The sequence below is a fragment of the Ancylomarina sp. 16SWW S1-10-2 genome (assembly GCF_009669305.1).
Classification (GTDB): domain Bacteria; phylum Bacteroidota; class Bacteroidia; order Bacteroidales; family Marinifilaceae; genus Ancylomarina.
Window position 1 is genome coordinate 65540 of sequence record NZ_SADB01000007.1, and the last position, 23334, is coordinate 88873.

Genomic DNA, 23334 nt, shown 5'->3' on the forward strand with positions numbered 1-23334 from the left:
TATGTGTGTATTCACTTCATATTACTATTTTTACATATTCATCTAAAAAAAAGAAACAAATATGATACTTCACCTTATTAGACACACCAAAGTAAATGTAGAACCAGGCGTTTGTTACGGTCAAAAAGATGTTGAACTGCTTGAAACTTATCCAGAAGAGCTTATCGCAGTTAAAGAACAAATTAAAGATTTAAAATTTGATGTTATATATTCTAGTCCTCTAACACGTGCAAAAACTCTAGCTACCGATTTATTTGGTGAAGCTGTTATGTATGATGATCGCTTGATGGAATTGAATTTTGGCGATTGGGAAGGTAAAGCTTGGGACGAGATTAAAGACCCTTTTCTTGACAAATGGATGGAAGATTTTGTGAATAAGAAATGTTCCAATGGGGAATCTTTTGTGATGCTACATGATCGTGTGGCACAGTTTTTGGAAGAATTAAAGCAATCGAAACATGAAAATATCGCTATTGTTACTCATGGTGGCGTTATCAGAACATTACAGGCAATATGTAAAAATATTCAACTGAAAGAAGCTTTTAACGAAACGCCCGCAAATTTTGGAGAGCTTGTTCAACTAGAATTTTAAATTTAATTATTAGCCTATTGTCTGATTATGTTAGCGTATACACTTAGAAATATATTAATCTCACTATTTTTTTTAAAATTTTTATTTGATTATTTAATGAAATAGTTATTTTTAGGCTTGTTTTGAAAAAATAGAATACTAATTAGAAATATAAAATAAGATCGATCAACAAGCAAAACACTTTTAATTCTTAAAAAGAAATTGAATTAATATTGTATTGTGACCTTGATCAAAAAATTAAAAATTAATTAAAGAATATGAAAAAATTAATCCTTACTCTAGTTGTTTGTTTAAGTGTTTTAGGAGCTTTTGCTCAAGATGCTGTGAAGTTGAAAAATGACGGTAATGCCGCCCTTAAAGCTAAAGATTACAAATCAGCTATCGTTCATTTAGAAAACTATTTAAGAACTCCTGAAGCTTCAGAAGATATTAAAACAGTATACAATGTTGGTTATGCAGCTTACAAGGTTAAAGATTACGCAAAATCTGTTATCTATTTTGATAAAGCGATTGCTGCTAAGTATAAATTATCTAGCTCTTATTTAAGAAAAGCGACGTCTCAAAAGAAACTTAAAAAATATGACGACATGGTTGCTACATTAAAAGCTGGTATAGCTGCAGTTCCTGCAAAGAATGCTAAATTAGCTAAGACTCTTGCTAAGCATTACTTACTTACAGGTCAAGCAGCTCAGAAAGCTTCTAAATTTGAAGAAGCTGAGAATTTGTATAAAGAAGCAAGTGAAGTAAAATCTTCAATGAAGACTGATGCTATTGTAAGTCTTGGTTCTTTATATTTTGGTGAAGGTGCTAAAATTCAAGCGGCAGCTAATCCATTCGCAAATACTGATAAAGATAAATTTGCTTCTGAGATTGCAAAAGCAAAATCTTTCTACACGAAAGCTGCTGCTCAGTACACAAAAGCTAAAACTCTTTCTCCAGCAAGAGAAGATATTGATTCTTTATTAACAAAAGTAAAAGATGTATTGAAATAATCAATCGCTATAGAATATAAAAGGGATGCCATCGGCATCCCTTTTTTTTTGTCTTTTAAGTAAAGAAAATACTTATTATTTAATCCTGTCCTAAATTCTTTAGTACTGAAAAAGTTTTATCAATAGCATCATCACTCACCACAATTGTAAATTCGTTAGTTGTAGAAATTACCTCGTGGATATTAATACCAGCCCAAGCAATACTCTTTAGTATATGGTAATAAAAGCCTGCTTGCTGTGCATTTTCATAAGGCAATTTTAAAGTGACAGCAGATAACTTTCCACTTTTACTCAATAAATTTTCTTCTTGAAAAATATCCTCAACATGTTCTGATAAAGACTGACTGACTATTAAGTTTGACTCAAAAACACCTTGAACCATAGTGTAAAAATACTCCTGATTTGATCCCATTACCCTAAGAAGGTCTGTATGTCTTTCAATAAGCATACTTGAATTTCTATAGGTATAATCAACCAATTGTGAACGCACAATAATATCTCGAACAACTACTTCGGCACCTAGATGATCTGTTTTACCTTTTAATTTGGGGATCAAACGATTAATCGACATCACGATCGCACCATCTTTTACATCAGACCCAAAATGTTGTGTTACCTCAGGTTGTATTTTACGGGCCAACGAGGAAACATTAATTAATCCTTCGACCAGAGCTTCAGCCAAAAAGGGCTGATGTGCAATAATTTTTTCTACTATTTGAGAAATACTTAGCATATGTGTATTTTTTTTCAAACATAGACAAAATGTTTAAATTTTCACACTAAATCGAATATAAGTATTGATTCAATATAGCAATAAATGAATTCTCTTCATTCATTGCTATATTCATAAAAATAATATCTTTGTTGTACCGTTAGGGGTGCTTGAATTACAGGCTGAGATAAAACCCTAGAACCTGATATGCGTAATTGCAGCGTAGGAAAACGATTCTTAATATAGAGTAGTGCACAAACTACTCACTTCTTCTTTTTCGTAAATCCTTCTTTCAGCTATCGGTCTTATATTAATAATCTTCATTCATAATTTGAGTGAACTTTTAATAAATCAATTAAACTAAGACATGAAATCAAATTTTGATCAGTATGCATCAGATTACGATGCTTGGTTCCTAGAGAATCAAAACCTCCTTTACTCTGAAGTTAAACTTGTAGCACATTTTCTTTCTAATCCAGGCGACGTCTTTTCAGTAGGCTGTGGTAGTGGTTTATTCGAAGAAATTCTAGATAAAGAATTCAATATCACAATTAAAAATGGCTTAGAACCATCAGTAGGAATGGCTGAAATTGCTCGCAAACGTGGTTTAAATGTTGAAATTAGCACTGTCGAAGAAATTAATTTAGGTGAAGCAAAGTACGACACCATACTTTTTAATGGGACACCGAGTTATATTACCAATTTACAATTAGCCTTCGATAAAGCTTATGCAGCCTTACGTCCAGGGGGAAAAATTATTGTTATCGATGTTCCTAAGGAAAGTTCATACGCAACCATGTATAATTTAGCTAAGGCTGTTGATACTTGGGATCATCCGCTTCTTAAAGGAGTTAACCCGAGAGATCCATATCCAATTGAGTTGGTACGAGTTGCTAATTGGAGAACTACACAGGAAAAAATTGATAATTTAAGTGAGGCAGGATTTCAAGAATTCAAGTTTGCTCAAACCTTAACTAAACATCCACTTTATTCAAATCAAGTTGCTGAAGAACCAATTGAAGGATACGATTCGGGAGACTATGTGGCTATTTGTGCATTAAAAAACGAGATAGTATGATACAAGCTGAAAAAGTATATCAAGATTTAGAGAAAATCCGTTTAAAATCGCCATTGGTTCATAATATTACCAATTATGTAGTGATGAATAACACAGCTAATGCTCTATTAGCCATAGGTGCTTCACCCGTTATGGCTCACGCCTTAAATGAAGTTACTGATATGGTTAATATCGCTAGTTCTTTGGTCATAAACATGGGAACTCTAAGTGAACAATGGGTTGATGCGATGCTACAAGCTGGTGTTGTTGCCAGATCGAAGAATACACCAATTGTTTTTGATCCTGTGGGTGTGGGCGCAACCACATACCGGACAGAAACTGCTAAGCAAATTATTGAAACGTGTAAACCTCATATTATTCGCGGAAATGCATCTGAAATTATGTCCTTAATTGATACTAAAGTGCAAACCAAAGGTGTTGATAGTACAGAGTCTACCTTTACTGCTGTAGAGGCTTCTAAGCAACTGGCTATTCAAACAAAATCGATAGTTGTAATTAGTGGTGAAGTCGATATCATAACTGACGGAAAAACTTTAATTTATATTCGTAACGAATCGCCTTTAATGCCTCGTGTAACGGGAATGGGATGTACAGCAACTGCACTTATGGGTGCTTTTGCAGCAGTAAACTCAAATTTACTTGAGGCTGCAGCACATACAATGGTTATAATGGGTATAACGGGTGAATTAGCAGCAAAAAAATCTTCAGGACCAGGTAGTTTGCAAGTTAATTTTATCGATCAGCTTTATAATCTGTCTGAAGAAGAGATTAAAACACACCTAAATACAGATTATGAAAAAAATTGATCTGAGTCTTTATCTGGTCACAGATAGAGATTTAACACAAGATAGACCGATTGAAGAGATTGTGAAAGAAGCCGTAGAAGGTGGTGTAACTATAGTCCAAATACGAGAAAAAAAATGTACAAGCTTGGATTTTTACGAATGTGCAATGCGAGTTAAAAGTATTTTAGCTCCTTATGATATTCCTCTGATTATAAACGACCGTGTGGATATTGCATTAGCTGTTGATGCAGACGGCCTGCATATTGGACAATCTGATTTGCCTTACGCGATTGCTCGTAAGTTACTCGGACCTAATAAAATTATAGGCTTATCGGTTGAAAATAAGGAACAAGCTTATGCAGCTAATTCTCTCGATGTGGATTATATCGGCTTATCACCAGTATTTTATACGAATACAAAGTCGGATATTGCTCCAGCTTTAGGCTTAGATGGCATTAAAGAAATTGCGAAAATTAGCAAACATAGAATGGTGGGTATTGGTGGTATAAATATTACAAATGCTAAAGCTATTGTAGATAGCGGAGCAGAAGGAGTTGCTGTTATTTCGGCCATTTTGTGTCATAAAAATCCAAAGCAAGCGGCTGAAGAACTAGCTGAATGCATACGTAAAAATTAGAAATCATGAAATACAATAGAGTTCTTACTATTGCTGGGAGCGATTCCGGAGGTGGTGCAGGTATACAAGCGGATATTAAAAGTATTTCGGCTTGTGGCTGTTATGCGAGCTCAGCAATTACAGCTATCACAGCACAAAATACTATTGGGGTACGTGATATTCATTCTATTCCTGTTGCCATCTTAAAATCACAAATTGAAGCTGTTCTTGATGATATTGGGACAGATAGTATTAAAATTGGGATGCTGCATTCTACTGAAATTATTCAAGGAGTAGCCGATTGTTTAGATAAGTATCAGATTAAAAATGTGGTTCTTGATCCTGTAATGGTAGCAACCTCGGGAGATAAACTACTCCAGGATAACGCTATTTCTCATTTAAAGAATGTGCTTTTTCCACGAGTAAGAATCATTACACCTAATTTGCCAGAAGCTGAAATTTTATTGGGTCGCAAAATTAAAGAACAATCAAGATTTAGAGAAATTTCTAAAGAATTAGCCGAGATGTATCAAGTTTCGGTCCTTTTAAAGGCTGGTCACTTAAGTGAAGAAAATTTGGTTGATGTTATCTATAATTTTGAGACATCAGAATGGACCGATCTGGCATCAAAAAGAATAGATACGAAAAATACTCATGGTACAGGATGCACTTTATCATCAGCATTAGCGGCTTTTCTTGCTAAAGGTTTTGGTATTTCTGAATCTGCTATAAAAGCAAAAGACTATATCGCAAAATCGATTATAGAAGGAACTGAATATGAAATAGGTAAAGGACACGGTCCTGTTCATCATTTTCATCAATTTTGGGACTAATGGAAGCATACGGACCATTTACTCAAAAGCTTTGGCAAGGCAGTTTACCTATCTTTAATCAGATAACTAATTGTCAGTTTTTAAAACAGTTAACCAAAGGAACTTTGAAAAAAGAAAATTTTGCTCACTTCTTAACGCAAGATATTCTTTACCTAAAAAAAGATGCAGAGGCACTAGGCATGCTTTCTAAAAGAGCAAAGTGCGAAAATGAAAAAGTGTTTTTCTCAAAACTTGAACGAGATGGTCTTGAGATAGAATATGTCCTTGAAAATGAATATCTAAAATATTTTGAATTGGAAGCCGCAAGCTTTCAGTCACCTGCATTTTTAGAATACAGCGAATTTATTTTAGATCAGAGTACAAATTCACCCTATGAGATGGCATTAATTGCTTTATTACCCTGTTTTTGGCTGTATTCGTCTATGAAAATTCATACTATTGAGCAAGTTGTAGATAATAATCCCTATCAAAAATTTATCGACACTTATTCAGGCGATGAATATAGATCATATACGAAACAATTCTTACAAATTGTTGAGAAGCATGGACAAACCTGTAAAGATGAAAATCAAGCTATAGAAACTTTTAAAAGAGGTATGCAGTATGAACTAAATATCTTTATAGAAGCAATTAAAATAGAAACTCCGAAGCAATAGAATCACAAAAAAAGCCTCTTCAATTGACGAAGAGGCTTCCTTTTTTATAATTAAAATAGTCTAATGCTTGTGTTCTACTTCACCCAAGTATTCATGGCTAAAATCGTGAACCGTATCGTTTAATTTCTTGATCATCTCTATATTGGTACTTTGCTTGGCTTGCATTGCATAAACGCAAATTTTATGCAACAGCTCAAGTTGCTTCATACTCTTAGCTCTTACTGCAGGATCTTCACTCACTTTAACACGTTGGAACATGAAATATTGAGTAGCGATTGTTTGTAATTTATTAGCATGTTCCTCTTTATTATTGATCCAACGAACGAGTTGATTATAATCTGGCTTTTCTGCAGCAGAAAGTTCTATAATCAATTTCATACTTTTTTCTATAGTTTGAATATGCTCATACATCAGTTCCACACGCGCTTTATCGTTATAAATTCCACAAGGGATTTCGCAATGAGCGTATGCCTTAATTGATCCAAGCCCTATAAACATTAAGTAAGCAAGAACTAATACTTTTATCTTTTTCATAACTTCTAATTTTATTTTTAAATTTTAATTGAAATTAATCTAAATAAGCGAGATCTAAAAATATTAATTGGCTAAATAGAAAATATATAAGACTTTAATGTTGATCAATATAAGCTTAGTACAACTTGCAAGACAATCAATTCTTTTATATTTGTATCATGAACTCTAAAACACCTTTTTGTTTAATGCCCTTTATACACTACCATATTGGTAATTCTGGTTATGTAAAAGCTTGCTGCGTTGCCAATATCACTTATGGAAATTGTAATACACAATCTTTTGATGATGTGTGGAATGGAGAAGCGATAAACAAGCTGAGGACTAAATTTAAAAAAGGTGAGTCCGATCCACGTTGTGCCGTTTGTTTAAATATAGAAAAAGCGGGAGGCAAGAGTATTCGTCAAGAGACTTTTGAACGATTTTCATTGAAAAATACAAGCGAAGCAATTTCTTTGCCTACTTATTTTGATATTCGCTTTTCAAATGTCTGTAATTTTGCTTGTCGTACGTGTTGGCATGGTGCGAGTTCTGCTTGGTTTCCTGAGGCTAAAAAATTGAAACGTAACTGTGGAAATGAAGCTATTATCCAAAATATAACAGATTTTGAACACTTTATTTCTGAAACAGGAGAAGCTTTGTTACAAGCAGAAGAAATTTATTTTGCTGGTGGAGAGCCTTTAATGAGTGAGGAACATTATTTGCTATTAGAATATCTGATTGAGAATAAACACACAAAACTTCGCTTACGATATAATACAAACTTCTCGATTCTTGAATATAAAGGGAAAAATATACTTGATTATTGGAAGGAATTCGAAAACATAGAAATTCTAGCAAGTATCGATGCTCATGAAAGTCTTGGAGAATACATCCGTAGGGGCTTCAATTGGAATCAATTCGTGAAAAATAGAGATGCAATTCGAAACTTGAAGCATATCCAATTTAAAATTGCACCGACCATTTCGGTTCTTTCAATTGCTAATCTTCCAAATCTCTACAAAACTTGTTTAGAACTAAATATTATCGGGAAAGAGGACTTCTATATTAACATTTTAGAACGTCCTTATTATTACAATACAAAAGCAATTCCTGCGGAGTTTAAACTGAAGATTTCTAAGTCTTTTGATCAATTTTATATATGGGCAGTTAACAACGAAATTCCACACTCAGTGATAAATCAATTCAAAGAATGTATTGATTATATGAAAGCTGATGATTTAAGTAAGCATTGGAATAAATTCATTGCTGAAACGGCTCTTTTCGATGAATTACGTCATGAATCTTCTCCATTTCTTAAAGATCTATTCGAACTGGATTAATCAATCAAAACCATTTTATTTGACCGATGTAATGCAATGGCTTCCTTTACTTCGTTGGCAGATGACGTTTGCATTAATTGATGACAGAGTTTTGCTGCATCACGGAATTCTTTGCTGTAAATTTTAAAAAAGCGTTTAAGTATAGCAAAGTTCTTCTTATCATCCCAAGTTTGGCAATATAAGTCTGCATGTTCCCAAAGCATTTTTAGACGAGTTTCTTCATCTATATCTGTCATTTCTGGACTAAATAGCCATGGATTTTTAAAAATACCTCGACCTATCATCACGCCATCTACACCATATTGATTCACTTTATCCAAACCGTCTTGATACGATAAAACATCACCATTACCAATTAGCTTAATATGAGGAGCAAGCTGATTTCTTAGATTCACAGCCTTAGCAATCTCATCCCAATCAGCTAATCCGTCAGACATTTGTTTCTGAATACGTCCATGAATAATAAGTGCATCTATGGGCATAGCTAATAGATGAGAAATCCATGAATCTGTTACAACATCATTAAATCCTATTCGCGTTTTAACACTTAGAGGTAGTTTAGAACCTTCTCTAGTTGCTAGGATAATTTCTTTAGCCAATTCAGGTTCTTTAATTAGAGCAGAACAACAGCCCGATTTCACAACATTTTTAACCGGACAGCCCATGTTGATGTCAATGCCATCAAAATCAGTTTCTTGGGCAATATATTGAGCCGTTTTATAGTACTTCTCAGGATTCTTCCCCCATATCTGAGCAATAAGCTTAACAGATTTAGCTTTTAGCAGCTCTTTTTCACTCTTATTAATCTGTAATCTATGTTTGACCTTATCGCGACCAACTTCGTGGCACATGCCGTCTGTTGATGTAAACTCAGAAAATAGAAGATGTAGCTTTCCTACTTCCGAATTTCTCATCACAATTTCCCTAAATACGGTATCTGTAACATCCTCCATGGGAGCTAATGAAAACGAGGGACTATTTTGTTCTTTCCAAAAATTGGATTGCATTACTTTTATTTAGAATTAATAAGGATTGCAAATCTAAGGTTTTTATATCAATTCCCAAATACAATAAAGTCTTAACTCTTAAAACAATTTAGTTTTAATGGGTAAGACTTTATACGATTTAAGAATAAGTTCTTTTTTCGGAATCTAAAGATATATCGTCTGTTTATTTTATAATCTCCTTTTTTGATGAATCTAGTTAGTAATTAAGAAGAAGATTATCTAGATTTAAGACAAGATTAATCGTAGGAAAATTTAGAATTAACAAATTAGCCTTTCATATATGGAACAAACAAACAGTAATAAAATTCTAATTAGAAAAGCATCGGGCGACGATGAGTATTTTGATGTTAAAAAGTTAGAACGATCCTTGCACAATGCTGGTGCTGAAGAATTGATAATTTGGAAGATTATTGATGATATTCAAAAATGGATTTATTCTGGAGTCACAACAAAACAGATTTACTCGCGTGCTTTTAAAATTCTACGACATGATAAAGCACATACTGCGATGCGTTATAAGTTAAAGGAAGCAATTATTGCCTTAGGACCAACAGGTTATCCATTCGAACAATTTATAGGACAGATATTTAAACATGAAAATTATGATATTGAAGTCGGTATTGTAGTCGATGGTTATTCTATAACACACGAAATGGATGTGATTGCAACAAAGGACCAGGTTCAAAACCTGATGGAGTGCAAATATCATAAAGACCAAGGGAAACAAGTGAGCATCCAAGTTCCTTTGTATGTACATTCTAGGGTAAACGATATTGTGCGTAAAAGAGAAAAGATGGAAGAATATAAAAATCTGACATTTAAAGCTTGGGTTGTTACAAATACACGCTTTTCTGATGACTCAATTCAGTATGGAAAATGTAATGATTTGGAACTATTGGCTTGGAATTATCCCGAAAATAAGGGTTTAAAGCATTTGGTAGAATCAATGAAATTATATCCTGTTACTATTTTGCAAAGGTTGACTAAAAAAGGAAAGAAATTACTGATTGATAAAGGGATTGTAACCTGTGCACAATTACTTAAAGATTTGAGTTTGATTGAAGAATTAAGCTTGACTGAAAATAAGAAAAAAGCACTAATTAGAGAACTTAAGTCTATTTGTTATTAACTGGGAATATCTCGTTTTCATCATAATGAAAAAAATAGCCAAGAAAGTAATACTTCCTTGGCTATTTTAAAAGTGTGTAGCATATTTACAAGAACCATTCTGGATCAGAATATCTTTTACAATGCTCTCCATATGATAAAGTATCACTTTCATCTACCTTAAGAGTGACTTTTTCTCCATATATCTTTGAAAAGATAATAGTAGATTCATGGTTATTTACATCTAATAATTGAATTTGAGCGAAATTTTTGTGTTTCTTACTATCTAAACTGGAATGACAAATAGAGCAGTATAAAGATAATTTATCTCCTTTATCTATTTTAAATTTTTTGCTCTTTGAACTAGAATAATTTCCAATCTCCGGATGCAATAAAAGCAGTCCTTTTTCTCCTTTTGAGTTTTCTGCTGACAATATGATATCGTCTTTAGCATTTAATATTCCTCGGCAATGTGGACATAAATAATAAGCTCTCATAATTTTAAAGTTTAAGTGATTTAAATTCAAATAAGTCTTTAATTCTCAATTGACCTTATCTGTCTTTTGAAAATTAGAGCAGAATATATATGTGTGTATAAAGCTTGCGATTTGTATGCAACTCTTATTTCATTTGGTCTAATTTTCTGTAGTTTAGTTGATACTACAGCTAGTCCTATGTTCAATATATACGATACTTATGAGATATCAAAATTTAAATATTTCAAGCCTGGTATCTTATCAATCTGAGAACTCAAAACATACGAGATATCACGATGAATTATTTGTTTATTTACGACTAGAAATAAGGAATCAAATCACAAACCTAATAGATGTTGGATCGTGTTTAAACTAAAAAATCCTACTGCTCATAAAAGCAATAGGATTGTGTTCAGAGATTATATATCCGTTTCTAATCTTCTTCCGTTAAAGTAAAAAAAGCATTAACGGGTTTATTAAAAAGCTTCGACATTTTTAAAGCCAAAACAGTAGAAGGAACAATTATTTATTTAGTTTTATTTTAGCAGCTTCAACAGTTTTTTTCGCATTACCTATAAAGGCTTCACCATCAATAAGAATAAAAGGTCGTTTGAGAAAGGTATATTCGTCAAGCATTAGTTGTCTGAAATCCTGTTCTGATAAATTTTTCTCTTTTAAACCCATCGACTTGTATTTCATCGCACGTTTACTGAATAAGGCTTCGTAAGAGCCAATTTGTTTAGCAATACGATCCAAATCTTCTTCCTTAATATTTTCGTGCTTAATGTCTTGCTTTTCGAATGTATCATCAATTTCTAATTCATTCATTATTCTTAAACAGGTTGAACAGGTTGACAAGTAGTATATTTTGTTTTTCATGAAAGTTAATTTAAGTTTAAAACTCAAAGCTAACATATTTTAATCTTTCATATCTCAAATAAAGTGCATAAAAAAACGACCCATAAAGGCCGTTTTGTAATGTTCAAGAGATAATAATAATAATATTTTATTGCTCTTTTATATACTCATTAAATGATTGAGCTTTCTTGTTTCCTTTAGTTGTTATTTCAAGAACACCATTTTTGGCCTTTTTTCCATATTTATCTATTCCAGTTTTACCCTTAAGCACATTCATCGACTCAATGTCATTCGGATCAATATCTTTCATCGACTTATCCCCTTTGTACTCAACACCATCAATAATATAAAGTGGAGGATTCTTTGTTTTTCCTTTAATTTTAATGGATTTACGCTTCTTCGATTTCTTCTTTAGGTCTATATTTTTTTTACTTGTTATCTCAATAACACCGTTTTTACCTTTTGCACCATACTTTTCTATAGCTGATTTTCCTTTAAGTACATTCATTGTTTCAATGTCATTCGGATCAATATCTTTCATCGATTTATCACCATTGAACTCTACGCCGTCAACAATATAGAGTGGCGGATTTTTCGTATTTCCTTTGCTAGATACTTCAACTGTCGTTTTATCATTCGATTTATAATCTATGATTACAACATCATTAGCCTTATTCGGTTTTTGCAGCGATTTATTATCGCTCTTAGTTGTTATAAGAATAACGCCATTTTCAGCCTTAACACCATATTTTTCAGTAGCTAATTTATCTTTTAAGACATCAATCGATTTTATTTCATTTGGATCAATATCTTTCATTGACTTATCACCATTGTACTCTACACCATCAACAATATAAAGTGGAGGATTATTCGTATCTCCTTTGCTAGATACTTTAAGTGTTATTTTATCATTCGATTGTGAATCTATGATTACAACATCATTAGCCTTATTCGGTTTTTGCAGTGATTTATTATCGCTCTTAGTTGTTATAAGAATAACGCCATTTGCAGCCTTATTGCCATATTTTTCAGTAGCTGATTTATCTTTTAAGACATCAATAGCTTCTATTTCATTTGGATCGATATCATCAACCGATTTATCTTTGGATAGTTCTACACCATCGATAATATAGAGTGGTTGATTTTTTAAATCCAATTTGATCTTAGTTATTTTAATTTCTTCTTTCTTTTTTTTGTTTAAACTATCGAGTTGATTTAATTTAATCGGTTCAGCTTTAAGAGGTAGAATAATTTTAGAATCTTGAATTTCTTCATTATCTAGTGCATTAAAACTAAGCTGTTTGACATTTACAGGCTCTAACTGAACTTTATTCTTAGAATTTGCAAGATTCGAAAATAGAATCATCACTGAGACTGCAAATACAAATAAGACACTCATTAACCCACGCTCTAGCTTTGGATGTTTAACAGTTACGGGATTCAATATTCTACGAACTCTATGTAAAAGGTTCGCTTTCTTTCCTGAAAAATTTAAAACCAATTCAGGTTTCTTTCTTCTAATACTTTCCATATTATTTAAAGCTTTAATTAGGGTTAAGGATTCACCACAAACCTTTACCGCCAGATCATCACAAATGTGTTCTCTTTCGGTATTAACCACAGAAGATAGCCACCAAACCATAGGATGGTAGAAAAATAGTATTTCGATTATGCCCTGTATAAACTGAACCAGATAGTCGTGACGACTGATATGAGCCAATTCGTGAGCTATTATAATTTCCAATTGATTATCAGGTATGCCACTCATTAAACTAATTGGGAGAAGTATAACCGGTTTAAAGTATCCAATTAAGGATGGAGAGTCGATGGAAGCTGATTCTCTAAAAAGAATCTTTTTCTTGATTTCAAACTGAGTCAACACTTTATTAGCTAGAATCATATACTTTTCACTAAGAGGAAAAGCCTTATGATTTTTTAAGCGAAGGGCTCTTGTATAATTAATCACCATTCTAAATGATAGCAAACAAGTGCCAATCAACCAGGTTCTTAAAAGAATGGGGAACAATATATGAGTGGGTAAGAGGCTTTTTAAATAACTCCAAGTGTAAGTCGAATTTGTCGTATCAACAATAACATTCGAATCTAAACTAGATAAACTTAAACGAAGTTGTAATGTTTCCTTGGGTAAGGATAAAAAAAATGTAAAACCTGCCAATACAAATATTAACAGCATGCTTAAACTAGCCATTGTATATCGTAATTGTGCATTATTCTTATTAATAATACGAGAAGCTAAGGCTAAAAGTCCTGCAATTAATACTGCTTGCCAAATAGAATGGAAAATAGTCCATGCCAAAGCTTCGGACAAGCTATGAATGCTTATGCTACTTAGATTCATGATCCTTATTTTTTTCTATATTTTCAATTAATTTCTTTATTTCATCTAATTCCTCAGTGCTGCATTTGTGGTTACCAAGTGCCTGTAAAACCATACCTGAAGCTGATCCACCAAATAGACTTGTCACAAACTTATCGAGAAGTTGGTTTTTAGTTTCTTCTTCTTCAACTAATGCAGAATATATATGTGTACGAGATTCCTTATAACGATCTAACATACCTTTATTAGTCATTATCTGCATTATCTTCAGGCTAGTTGTGTAACCAACATCTCGTTCTGTTTTAAGCTTTTCGTTAACAAAACGAACAGTGGAAGGTCCATAGGTCCATAATATTTGTAAGACCTCTAATTCTGCTGCAGTTGGTTTAATCTTCTGTGGTTTCATGCTGTGGTGAATCTGAATTACGATTAATTTCGTATCAAATATATGCGATACAATTTGAATATCAAAATTTAACTACGACAAACTTCGTATGTCGTAACTTGATACGACTAAGATGAATGAAGATAAACGACCAAACACAAATAATAGAGCATTGTGTTACCTTTAAATACAGTATTTGAAATTTAAAGTCTATGAGAATATCATTAGCAAACTTTTATGCTATCATATCAAATGCAAAATAGGTTTTGTTATTAACAACTATAGTTTAAATCTTAGATACATCATATTAATATGAAGTGTTTGCAAACGAAAATAAAGATATTTACTATTCAGGTTAAATTAGTAGGTTGTGTAAATCGTGTAAAGTAATGCAACTTATATTACATTTATATTTTCTGTATTGATGTTTGAATAAGCCTAAAATATTGAATTCTCAGCATAGTTTGTCTAAATTCCACTTATCACTGAAATAACAGATTTGTCTTATAATTGTTATTATGATAAATAAGGTGTGTTTTAAATAATAGAACATAAATTGATCCTCGCTTTAGAAAAAAAAACATAAAAAAAGCCTCCAAAAATTATTTTGGAGGCTTTAAAGATATTTAAGTTGTAAAACTTACATGTTATCAATTTTTGCTTTATACTCTTCGTATTTTTTCATATACTCAGGTTTTTCATTTCTCAATTTAAAATAAAGCTCTTTCAAAGTAGAAATTGAATTTTCTTCGTCAGGCTTAATCTCAATTACTTTAGTGAAATATGGCAGTGCCTCTTCGTACAATTTTAATAAGTTTTTAATAGCTGCGTCATATTTCTTTTGATCAATAATGTCATTAGCAACTTTACGAGCTTCTTCAGCCACGTTCAATTGTATAACTCCAAGATTGTAATAAGAGATATAATCCTTAGGATCTTTAGTTAAGGCAATATTATACATTTCCTTAGCTTTATCTACTTCATTAGTCTTTTCAAATACAGTTCCCTTTGCTCTATAGTAAGATGCATTTTCAGGATCTAAAGAAATCGCTTTATCAAGATACTCTGCTGCTTCATTAGGATTTGGTCCAGTTAGGTAATGATTAATCAATTCAACTAGCATATAAGCATCATCTGGATACTTTTCAAAACCTTTTTGAAGATACATTAATGATTCTTCTGCTTTATCACTATCTGCCAATACCTTAGAAAGGTATGCATAAGCTTTAGCTTCACCATAATTGTATTCAATAGTTTTCTTATAATACTTAGCTGCAGCTTCAAGATTCTTAGCTTTTTGAGCAGCTAATCCTGCATTAAATATTACAGCAGTATCAACAGCTAAGTTATCAGCCTTAAACATTTCCATGTTCTCAATTTCAAGAACTTTTTCAAAAGCACTTAATGCTCCAGCATAGTCTTCAGTATTGAAAAATTTAACTGCGCTATTAGTAAAATCAGGAATTAAATTTGTCATTTGTGCTTTGACAGCCTTTCCATATTTATTCTTAACATCGAGTTCAATACATTTTAAATATGCTTCATAAGCTACCTGCAATGGCGTTTCAGATAATTTAGTATAAGCAGGAAGTGGACTTTCAAAGATAGCTTGATAAACTTTACCTTTAGTTAGATAAGTTTTAGGCCAAGCGACACATTTTTCATGATCCATACCAGCATCAATGGCTTCCTTTGCTTTATCTAATTTACCAGAACTTAGATAATTAATAGCACCTGTTACTTTACTCTTTTGAGCGTTTACCATTGAAACACACAAAAGAAAAACCATAATGAATGTTGTTTTTTTCATCAGTAATTAATTTTCGTTTATAAAGCCTTTTTATTCATTTGAAATCAATAAAAAAAACTGTTTTTACAATTTATTTTATAATAGTTAGTCTAAATACTAAAATAGACTGGTTTGTTCTCCATCTAAGTCGTTATCTTTCTGATCGTCATCCTTATTATCAACTTCTGTGTTATCAACATCAGTTTCAGTTGAATCTTCAGTTTTAATTTCAGTCTGATCAACGATTTCTTCCGTTGTATTCTCGTCAGCGATTAATTCTTCTTCGCCAGCCGCGTTAACTTTTGCTACTGCAGCAATAGAATCATCTTTCTTGCTTAAGTTTATTAAACGAACGCCTTGAGTTGCTCGTCCCATAACTCTTAGTCCAGAAACGGCTAAACGAATTGCAATACCTGATTTGTTTATAATCATCAAATCATCATTATCGCTAACGGATTTAAGAGCTATTAATTCACCTGTTTTTTCTGTAATATTAATAGTCTTCACTCCTTTTCCACCACGATTAGTAATTCGGTAGTCGTCAATATTTGAACGTTTTCCATAACCATGTTCCGAAACAACCATGATGTCCTGATCTCCATTCTCAACACAAACCATGCCAACTACTTCGTCAGCCTCGTCTCTTAAAGTGATTCCACGTACTCCAGAAGCTGTTCTACCCATTGCTCTTACCTGAGTTTCAGCGAATCTAATTGCTTTTCCAGATCGTGCTGCAATTAAAATTTCTTTTTTGCCATTTGTTAATCTAGCTTCCAATAGTTGATCGCCTTCACGAACAGTGATAGCATTTACCCCATTTACACGAGGACGAGAATACGCTTCAAGAGAAGTCTTTTTAACAACACCTTTCTTAGTACATAGAATAATGTTATTATCATTAATATAATCTTCTTCGTTAAGAGTCAATACATTAATGTAAGCTTTTACCTTATCGTCTGGCTCAATATTAAGCAGATTTTGAATAGCTCTACCTTTTGATTGTTTAGAACCTTCTGGAATTTCATATACTTTTAGCCAAAAACATTTACCTTTTTCGGTAAAGAAAAGCATTGTATTATGCATGCTTGCCATAATCATATGCTCTAAGAAATCTTCATCTCTTGTATGTGATCCCTTAGCCCCTACACCACCTCTATGTTGCGTTTTAAACTCAGTTAATGGTGTACGTTTAATATAACCCATATGAGAAATTGTGATTACCATTTCTTCATCTGCGTAGAAATCTTCAGGATTAAAGTCTTCAGAAGCATAAACAATTTCAGTTCTTCTTTCATCGCCATATTTAGCTTTTATCTGAAGAAGTTCGTCCTTGATAATACCCATACGAATGTCATGATCATTCAAAATTGTATTCAAGTGAGTAATCAATTTCATGATTTCTTCATACTCGCCTCTTAGTTTATCTTGTTCAAGTCCAGTTAATTGACGCAAACGCATTTCAACAATCGCACGAGCCTGAATATCAGATAATTCAAATCTTTCTATTAAGGATTCACGAGCAATATCAGGACTCTTAGAACCTCTAATAATTTTGATAACTTCATCAATATTATCAGAAGCAATAATCAAACCTTCAAGAACGTGAGCTCTAGCTTCGGCTTGTCGCAATTCAAACTTAGTACGACGAACAACAACATCGTGACGATGCTCAACAAAATAGAGAATCAATTCTTTTAGATTCAACAATCTTGGTCGGCCTTTTACCAATGCAATATTATTCACTGAGAATGAAGATTGCATTTGTGTGTATTTGAATAGTTTATTCAATACAACATTGGCAATTGCATCACGTTTCAGATCAAAAACAATACGCATACCGTTTCTATCCGATTCATCGTTGACATTCGATATGCCTTCAATTTTTTTAGCATTGATTAAATCAGCAGCTTTTATAATAAGCTCAGCTTTATTAACCATATAAGGGATTTCTGATACGATAATTCTTTCACGACCAGAATCTGTTACTTCTATATTTGTTTTTGCTCGAACAACAACTCGACCTCTACCCGTTTCGTATGATTCTTTTACACCTTGGTATCCGTAAATGATACCTCCTGTAGGAAAATCGGGCGCTTTAATAATATCAACTAATTCATCAATTGTTACATCATTATTGTTGATATAAGCAATTGTAGCATCAATTGTATCGGTTAAATTATGAGGAGGCATGTTTGTTGCCATACCTACTGCAATACCTGAAGCACCATTTACCAATAAGTTTGGAATACGTGTTGGAAGAACAGTTGGCTCTTGCAGAGTCTCATCAAAGTTAGGAGACATATCTACTGTGTCCTTATCCAAATCAGCTAAGGTCTCTTCTGCAATTTTTTTCATTCTAGCCTCTGTATAACGCATAGCTGCAGGGCTATCACCATCAACAGAACCAAAATTACCTTGACCATCTACCAAAGGGTATCTTAATGACCATTCCTGTGCCATTCTAACCATGGCCATATATACTGAACTATCACCATGTGGATGATACTTACCCAAAACCTCACCAACAATTCTCGCTGATTTTTTATGAGGTTTATTTGCTGCTATACCCAATTCATTCATGCCGAATAAAACTCGACGGTGAACAGGCTTAAGTCCATCTCTAACATCTGGTAAAGCTCGAGAAACAATTACCGACATCGAATAATCGATGTAAGCAGATTTCATTTCCTCTTCAATATTAATGCGTATGATTCTTTCTCCCGTGGTCATATATTTTTCTTTTAAATTCTATTCTGTAATGGGAAATATAATTTCTATGTTCTAATGAAATGAAAAACGTTTTCATACTTCGAATCATAGAAAGGCAAAAGTAAAAAAATAAGTACAATTTTGATAATAAATAGAGGGGAATTAAAGAAGAATTAAGATAAATATTACATTATACCTTTATCGATGATGTTAAAACCTTAAAATTTGGTCGTTTAGCCTTAAACTGCGTTTAAATAGCTAAAATTTTAACTTAAGTTTAGTTGAGATAAAAATATTCTTATTAAATTCACCAAAGATGACACTGAAATAATATACAATTTAAACATATACTGTATGGACGCAAAATTTTCACCCCGTGTAAAAGATGTCCTCTCTTTTAGTAAAGATGAAGCTGAAAGATTAGGAAATAGTACCATAGGTACCGAACATCTATTTTTGGGGATACTACGTGAAGGTGAAGGTGTAGCTATTAATATTCTTAGTTCGCTGGGAATCAACCTACTTGATATTAAACATGATTTGGAATTTAAACTTCAGAATACGACTCTGGATAAATTAGAACAGATCGATATTCCTTTGCAAAAATCTGCAGAGCGTGTATTGAAGCTCATATACCTAGAAGCAAAAGCTTTAAAAAATCAAACAATTGATACGAGTCACTTATTATTAGCAATACTTAATGATGAAAAATCTCTTGTAACACGTTATTTAAGTACAAAAAATGTAGATTATAATACTGTGAAAAATAATATTCAAACAAATCTGCCTAAAGCTCAAGCTGATTTTCCTTCGGAGGAAAGAGAAAATATTGGCGGCAGACCTGGAAACACACCACAAAAAGGAACATCTAGTAGGTCTAACACACCTGTTCTAGATAATTTTGGTGTAGATGTTACCCAAGCTGCCGAAGAAGGAACTCTTGATCCTATTGTAGGACGTGAAGTTGAAATTGAACGTTTGGCTCAAATTCTTAGTCGACGTAAAAAGAACAATCCAATACTAATTGGAGAACCAGGTGTTGGAAAATCTGCAATTGTTGAAGGTTTAGCCTTGAGAATTGTTCAACGAAAGGTATCTCGTGTATTGTTTGATAAACGGGTTGTAACTCTCGATTTGGCATCCATAGTTGCGGGAACTAAATATCGTGGCCAATTTGAAGAACGAATGAAAGCCATTTTAAATGAGTTGGCAAAGACAACGGATATCATTCTATTTATAGATGAAATTCACACGATTGTAGGTGCTGGAGGTGCAACAGGTTCATTAGATGCAGCCAACATGCTAAAACCAGCTTTAGCTCGTGGCGAAATTCAATGTATTGGCGCAACAACACTTGATGAATATCGTCAGCACATTGAGAAAGATGGTGCTTTAGAACGTCGTTTCCAGAAAATTTTGGTTGAACCAACCTCTGTTGAAGAAACAATTTTGATTCTTAATAACATTAAGGAAAAATACGAAGATCATCACAATGTCTTTTATACACCTGATGCAATTGAGGCTTGTGTAAAATTAACTACTCGCTATATAAGTGATCGTTATTTGCCAGATAAAGCAATTGATGCGCTTGATGAAGCTGGATCTCGGGTTCATATTTCTAATATTCTTGTTCCCAAGATTATTGAGGAACTTGAAGCAGATATTGAAGAAACGCGTCAAAATAAAATTAAATCAGTTAAATCTCAAAAGTTTGAATTAGCTGCAAGTTTTCGCGATAAAGAAAAACAGCTAATAGATAAGCTTGAAAACGAAAAAGATAAATGGGAAAAAGATCTTAGTCAACAAAAAGAAGAAGTATCGGAAGATAATATTGCCGAAGTTGTTGCTATGATGACCGGTGTACCTGTAAAACGTATTGCACAAGCCGAAGGATTTCGTCTTCTTCAAATGAAAGAAGAGTTAATGACTAAAGTAATTGGTCAAGACGATGCCATTGGGAAAATTGTAAAAGCTATACAAAGAAATAGAGCTGGTTTAAAAGACCCAAACAAACCTATCGGATCATTTATATTTTTAGGTCCAACAGGTGTTGGTAAAACGCAATTAGCTAAAGTTCTTTCGGAATATCTATTTGATAGTTCAGAAGCGCTAATTCGTATCGATATGAGTGAGTATATGGAAAAATTTGCTGTATCTCGTTTAATTGGAGCGCCTCCAGGATATGTTGGATACGAAGAAGGTGGTCAATTGACCGAAAAAGTTCGTCGTAAACCCTACTCTGTCATTCTTTTAGATGAAATTGAGAAAGCACACCCTGATGTATTTAATATTCTACTTCAATTGCTTGATGATGGACAATTAACAGATTCTTTAGGTCGCAAGGTTGACTTCAAAAACTGTATTGTAATTATGACTTCGAACATTGGATCTAGAGAATTAAAAGATTTTGGGAAAGGAATTGGTTTTCAATCTAAAAATAGTTCAGATAGTGAATACGCAAACAGTATTATTCAAAAAGCGCTTCGTAAAGCCTTTGCGCCTGAATTTATAAATCGAGTTGATGATTTAATCATGTTTAACTCATTGAACGAGGAGCATATTCATCAAATTATCGACATAGAATTGAAGGGCTTATATGGCCGTGTAGAAGATCTAGGTTTCAAAATCAAGATATCAGCTGCAGCTAAGGATTTTATCGCTAAAAAAGGCTATGATGTCCAATTTGGAGCACGTCCTTTAAAAAGAGCCATTCAAAAATATTTAGAGGATGAGATGGCTGAAGTAATTATAAAGGCATCTTTAACAGAAGGTGATACGATATCTGTTGGTTTAGACAAGAAAAAAGAAAAAATAACCACTAAGATTCTCAAACAGAATAAAGAAGTTGAATAAAACTAAAAATGCCAGCTATGCTGGCATTTATTTATCTGTTTTTATCTAACAAAAACGTTATTACTATTTAGTTTAAATAATCAATATTATTATCTTTGATAATCATTTGAGTAATAAGGGAATTTATTATCCTTATTTCTGATTTAAACAATTATAAAATTAAAATACAAACAAAATGAAAAAAGACAATACAAAAGTAACCTTTGCTGGTGGCGTAATAACACTTGTAGGAAATCAAGTAAAAAAAGGTGATAAAGCAGAAAACTTTACTGCTCTTAATCAAGGCTTAGCTCCTGTTTCTTTATCCGATTTTGATGGAAAAGTGAAAATTCTTTCGATTTTTCCATCTGTAGATACTGGAGTTTGTTCTGCACAAGCACACCGTTTCAATAAAGAAGCTTCTAATTTGGGTGATCAAGTTCAAATTATCACTCTATCAAACGATCTTCCTTTTGCTTTAGGACGTTTTTGCGGTGCAGAAGGAATTGATAACTTAATTACATTATCAGACCATAAAGAGATGGATTTTGGATACAAGTATGGTTTTGCTATTGAAGAATTACGTCTTCTTACTCGTGGCGTTGTAGTTATCGATAAGGAAAATACAATTCAGTACGTAGAATATGTACCTGAAGTAACTGACGCTCCTGATTTTGATGCTGCAATTAAAGCCGCTAAAGCTTTAGTTTAATTCAGTTGAAAATACTAAAAGAGGGCTAATCTTAATTGATTAGCCCTCTTTCTATATCTTATAAATATATTTATTTTGAAGCTAGTAAGGCAGCCATTGCGATAGAATACAATTTAGTCTTCACACTATCTCCACGTGATGACAGAATAGCAGGAACCTTTGCTCCCATAACCATTGCTCCCAATTCCGCTTTCGCTAATTTGGTGTTTACTTTATAGAATACATTGCCACTTTCGATATTTGGGAATACCAAACAATCGGCATCACCAGCAACCATCGAATTCATTTTTTTAATCTTAGCCGACTCCTTATCAATTGCAACATCAAGAGCTAAAGGACCATCAACATAAGCACCTTTAATTTGTCCACGATCAGCCATTTTAGAGATAATAGCCGCATCAACACAAGCAGGCATTTTAGTTAATACTTGCTCCGAAGCAGCAATTATAGCCACTTTAGGTTTCTCGATTCCTAAAGCTTGAGCTACTTCAATGACATAGTTAGTAATTGCAATTTTTTGATTCAAGTCTGGTTGTGGAATCACTGCAACATCACTCACAACTAAAAGTTTGTGATAATTTGGGTTTTCCATTACAGTTACGTGACTTAAAACAGCCTTAGGAGGCATTAATCCTTTTTCTTTATTTAGAATGGCTTTCATGTACTTATCAGTACTTACAAGACCTTTCATAATCATATCACCTTCACCATTATTAATTAATTCAACAGCTTTTTGAGCCGCTTTTAACTCATTAGGTTCGTGTACAATTGTAAAACGAGATATATCGAAGTTGTTCTCCTTACATGTTTTTTCAATTTCAGCTTGATCGCCAACTAATGTTGCGTCTACAATTCCTAATTCTACAGCATTGTTAACAGCACCAATTGTATGGGAATCGTTTGCATATGCAGCGACTAATCTCTTTTTTTTGTTGCTTTTAAGCTTTTCGATAACTTGATCTAAACGTGTAATCATTTTGATATATTTTGTTGTTGGTATTTGT

General features: G+C 32.9%; 21 protein-coding genes and 1 riboswitch. Of the genes, 11 read left to right on the forward strand and 10 right to left on the reverse strand.

The annotated features are described in order from the left end of the window. Positions 1-61 precede the first annotated feature (61 nt). Positions 62-592, forward strand: a complete 531-nt coding sequence (gene cobC, locus EMN46_RS07315; protein ID WP_154200146.1) for an alpha-ribazole phosphatase — start codon at positions 62-64, stop codon at positions 590-592. 257 nt (positions 593-849) lie between these two features. Then, entirely contained in the window at positions 850-1584 is a 735-nt protein-coding gene (locus EMN46_RS07320; RefSeq protein ID WP_154200147.1) for a hypothetical protein, read from the forward strand. Positions 1585-1663: 79 nt separating this feature from the next. Here EMN46_RS07320 and EMN46_RS07325 read toward each other — a convergent pair whose 3' ends face one another. Then, a complete protein-coding gene (locus EMN46_RS07325) occupies positions 1664-2317 on the reverse strand; it encodes an aspartate kinase (RefSeq protein ID WP_154200148.1) in 654 nt (217 codons plus the stop codon). A 131-nt stretch (positions 2318-2448) separates the two neighbouring features. Then, positions 2449-2542, forward strand: a riboswitch (TPP riboswitch). Positions 2543-2663: 121 nt separating this feature from the next. Between EMN46_RS07325 and EMN46_RS07330 the strand changes: the two genes are divergently transcribed. The 5 genes from EMN46_RS07330 to EMN46_RS07350 are packed head-to-tail and all read left to right on the forward strand — an operon-like array spanning position 2664 to position 6264. Beyond that, on the forward strand, positions 2664-3374 hold the full coding sequence (locus EMN46_RS07330; protein WP_154200149.1) for a class I SAM-dependent methyltransferase: 711 nt from the start codon (positions 2664-2666) through the stop codon (positions 3372-3374). Next, positions 3371-4180, forward strand: a complete 810-nt coding sequence (thiM, locus tag EMN46_RS07335; protein WP_154200150.1) for a hydroxyethylthiazole kinase — start codon at positions 3371-3373, stop codon at positions 4178-4180. Before EMN46_RS07330 ends, thiM begins: the two co-directional genes overlap by 4 nt. Next, positions 4167-4796, forward strand: coding sequence for a thiamine phosphate synthase (gene thiE, locus EMN46_RS07340; RefSeq protein ID WP_154200151.1), 630 nt, complete (start codon positions 4167-4169; stop codon positions 4794-4796). Before thiM ends, thiE begins: the two co-directional genes overlap by 14 nt. A gap of 5 nt (positions 4797-4801) precedes the next feature. Continuing rightward, positions 4802-5608 (forward strand): bifunctional hydroxymethylpyrimidine kinase/phosphomethylpyrimidine kinase, encoded by an 807-nt coding sequence (thiD, locus tag EMN46_RS07345; protein WP_154200152.1) that lies wholly within the window; start codon positions 4802-4804, stop codon positions 5606-5608. After that, positions 5608-6264: a TenA family protein gene (locus EMN46_RS07350; protein ID WP_154200153.1), complete on the forward strand. Its 657-nt coding sequence runs from the start codon at positions 5608-5610 to the stop codon at positions 6262-6264. The genes thiD and EMN46_RS07350 overlap by 1 nt, the downstream gene beginning before the upstream one ends. Positions 6265-6324: 60 nt before the next feature. Here EMN46_RS07350 and EMN46_RS07355 read toward each other — a convergent pair whose 3' ends face one another. Next, positions 6325-6798 carry a superoxide dismutase [Ni] gene (locus EMN46_RS07355; RefSeq protein ID WP_154200154.1) on the reverse strand — a complete coding sequence of 158 codons (474 nt, stop codon included), beginning with the start codon at positions 6796-6798 and terminating at the stop codon, positions 6325-6327. A gap of 158 nt (positions 6799-6956) precedes the next feature. Between EMN46_RS07355 and EMN46_RS07360 the strand changes: the two genes are divergently transcribed. Beyond that, positions 6957-8117 (forward strand): twitch domain-containing radical SAM protein, encoded by a 1161-nt coding sequence (locus EMN46_RS07360; protein ID WP_154200155.1) that lies wholly within the window; start codon positions 6957-6959, stop codon positions 8115-8117. Here EMN46_RS07360 and EMN46_RS07365 read toward each other — a convergent pair. Then, a complete protein-coding gene (locus EMN46_RS07365; RefSeq protein ID WP_154200156.1) occupies positions 8114-9124 on the reverse strand; it encodes a tRNA-dihydrouridine synthase in 1011 nt (336 codons plus the stop codon). The genes EMN46_RS07360 and EMN46_RS07365 overlap by 4 nt on opposite strands. A gap of 280 nt (positions 9125-9404) precedes the next feature. On the opposite strand from EMN46_RS07365, the gene EMN46_RS07370 reads away from it, so the two are divergent. Then, positions 9405-10253, forward strand: coding sequence for a restriction endonuclease (locus tag EMN46_RS07370; RefSeq protein WP_154200157.1), 849 nt, complete (start codon positions 9405-9407; stop codon positions 10251-10253). Between the two features lie 85 nt (positions 10254-10338). Here the strand turns inward: EMN46_RS07370 and EMN46_RS07375 are convergent, their stop codons facing one another. The 6 genes from EMN46_RS07375 to gyrA form a co-directional block, all read right to left on the reverse strand. After that, positions 10339-10728, reverse strand: a complete 390-nt coding sequence (locus EMN46_RS07375) for a hypothetical protein (RefSeq protein WP_154200158.1) — start codon at positions 10726-10728, stop codon at positions 10339-10341. Positions 10729-11229: 501 nt separating this feature from the next. Further along, positions 11230-11586 (reverse strand): arsenate reductase family protein, encoded by a 357-nt coding sequence (locus tag EMN46_RS07380; RefSeq protein WP_154200159.1) that lies wholly within the window; start codon positions 11584-11586, stop codon positions 11230-11232. Positions 11587-11713: 127 nt separating this feature from the next. Beyond that, on the reverse strand, positions 11714-13924 hold the full coding sequence (locus EMN46_RS07385) for a M56 family metallopeptidase (protein ID WP_154200160.1): 2211 nt from the start codon (positions 13922-13924) through the stop codon (positions 11714-11716). After that, positions 13911-14309 carry a BlaI/MecI/CopY family transcriptional regulator gene (locus EMN46_RS07390; RefSeq protein ID WP_154200161.1) on the reverse strand — a complete coding sequence of 133 codons (399 nt, stop codon included), beginning with the start codon at positions 14307-14309 and terminating at the stop codon, positions 13911-13913. Before EMN46_RS07390 ends, EMN46_RS07385 begins: the two co-directional genes overlap by 14 nt. A 619-nt stretch (positions 14310-14928) precedes the next feature. Beyond that, the gene (locus EMN46_RS07395) at positions 14929-16098 is read right to left on the reverse strand and encodes a tetratricopeptide repeat protein (protein WP_154200162.1); all 1170 of its coding nucleotides are present in this window, start codon (positions 16096-16098) and stop codon (positions 14929-14931) included. 96 nt (positions 16099-16194) lie between these two features. Continuing rightward, positions 16195-18807 (reverse strand): DNA gyrase subunit A, encoded by a 2613-nt coding sequence (gene gyrA / locus EMN46_RS07400; protein WP_154200163.1) that lies wholly within the window; start codon positions 18805-18807, stop codon positions 16195-16197. 333 nt (positions 18808-19140) lie between these two features. Between gyrA and EMN46_RS07405 the strand changes: the two genes are divergently transcribed. Next, a complete protein-coding gene (locus EMN46_RS07405; RefSeq protein ID WP_154200164.1) occupies positions 19141-21639 on the forward strand; it encodes an ATP-dependent Clp protease ATP-binding subunit in 2499 nt (832 codons plus the stop codon). Between the two features lie 175 nt (positions 21640-21814). Next, the gene (gene tpx / locus EMN46_RS07410; RefSeq protein WP_154200165.1) at positions 21815-22330 is read left to right on the forward strand and encodes a thiol peroxidase; all 516 of its coding nucleotides are present in this window, start codon (positions 21815-21817) and stop codon (positions 22328-22330) included. A 70-nt stretch (positions 22331-22400) separates the two neighbouring features. On the opposite strand, the gene EMN46_RS07415 is transcribed toward tpx, so the two are convergent. Next, positions 22401-23306: a bifunctional enoyl-CoA hydratase/phosphate acetyltransferase gene (locus tag EMN46_RS07415; RefSeq protein ID WP_154200166.1), complete on the reverse strand. Its 906-nt coding sequence runs from the start codon at positions 23304-23306 to the stop codon at positions 22401-22403. Between the last annotated feature and the right edge of the window lie 28 nt (positions 23307-23334).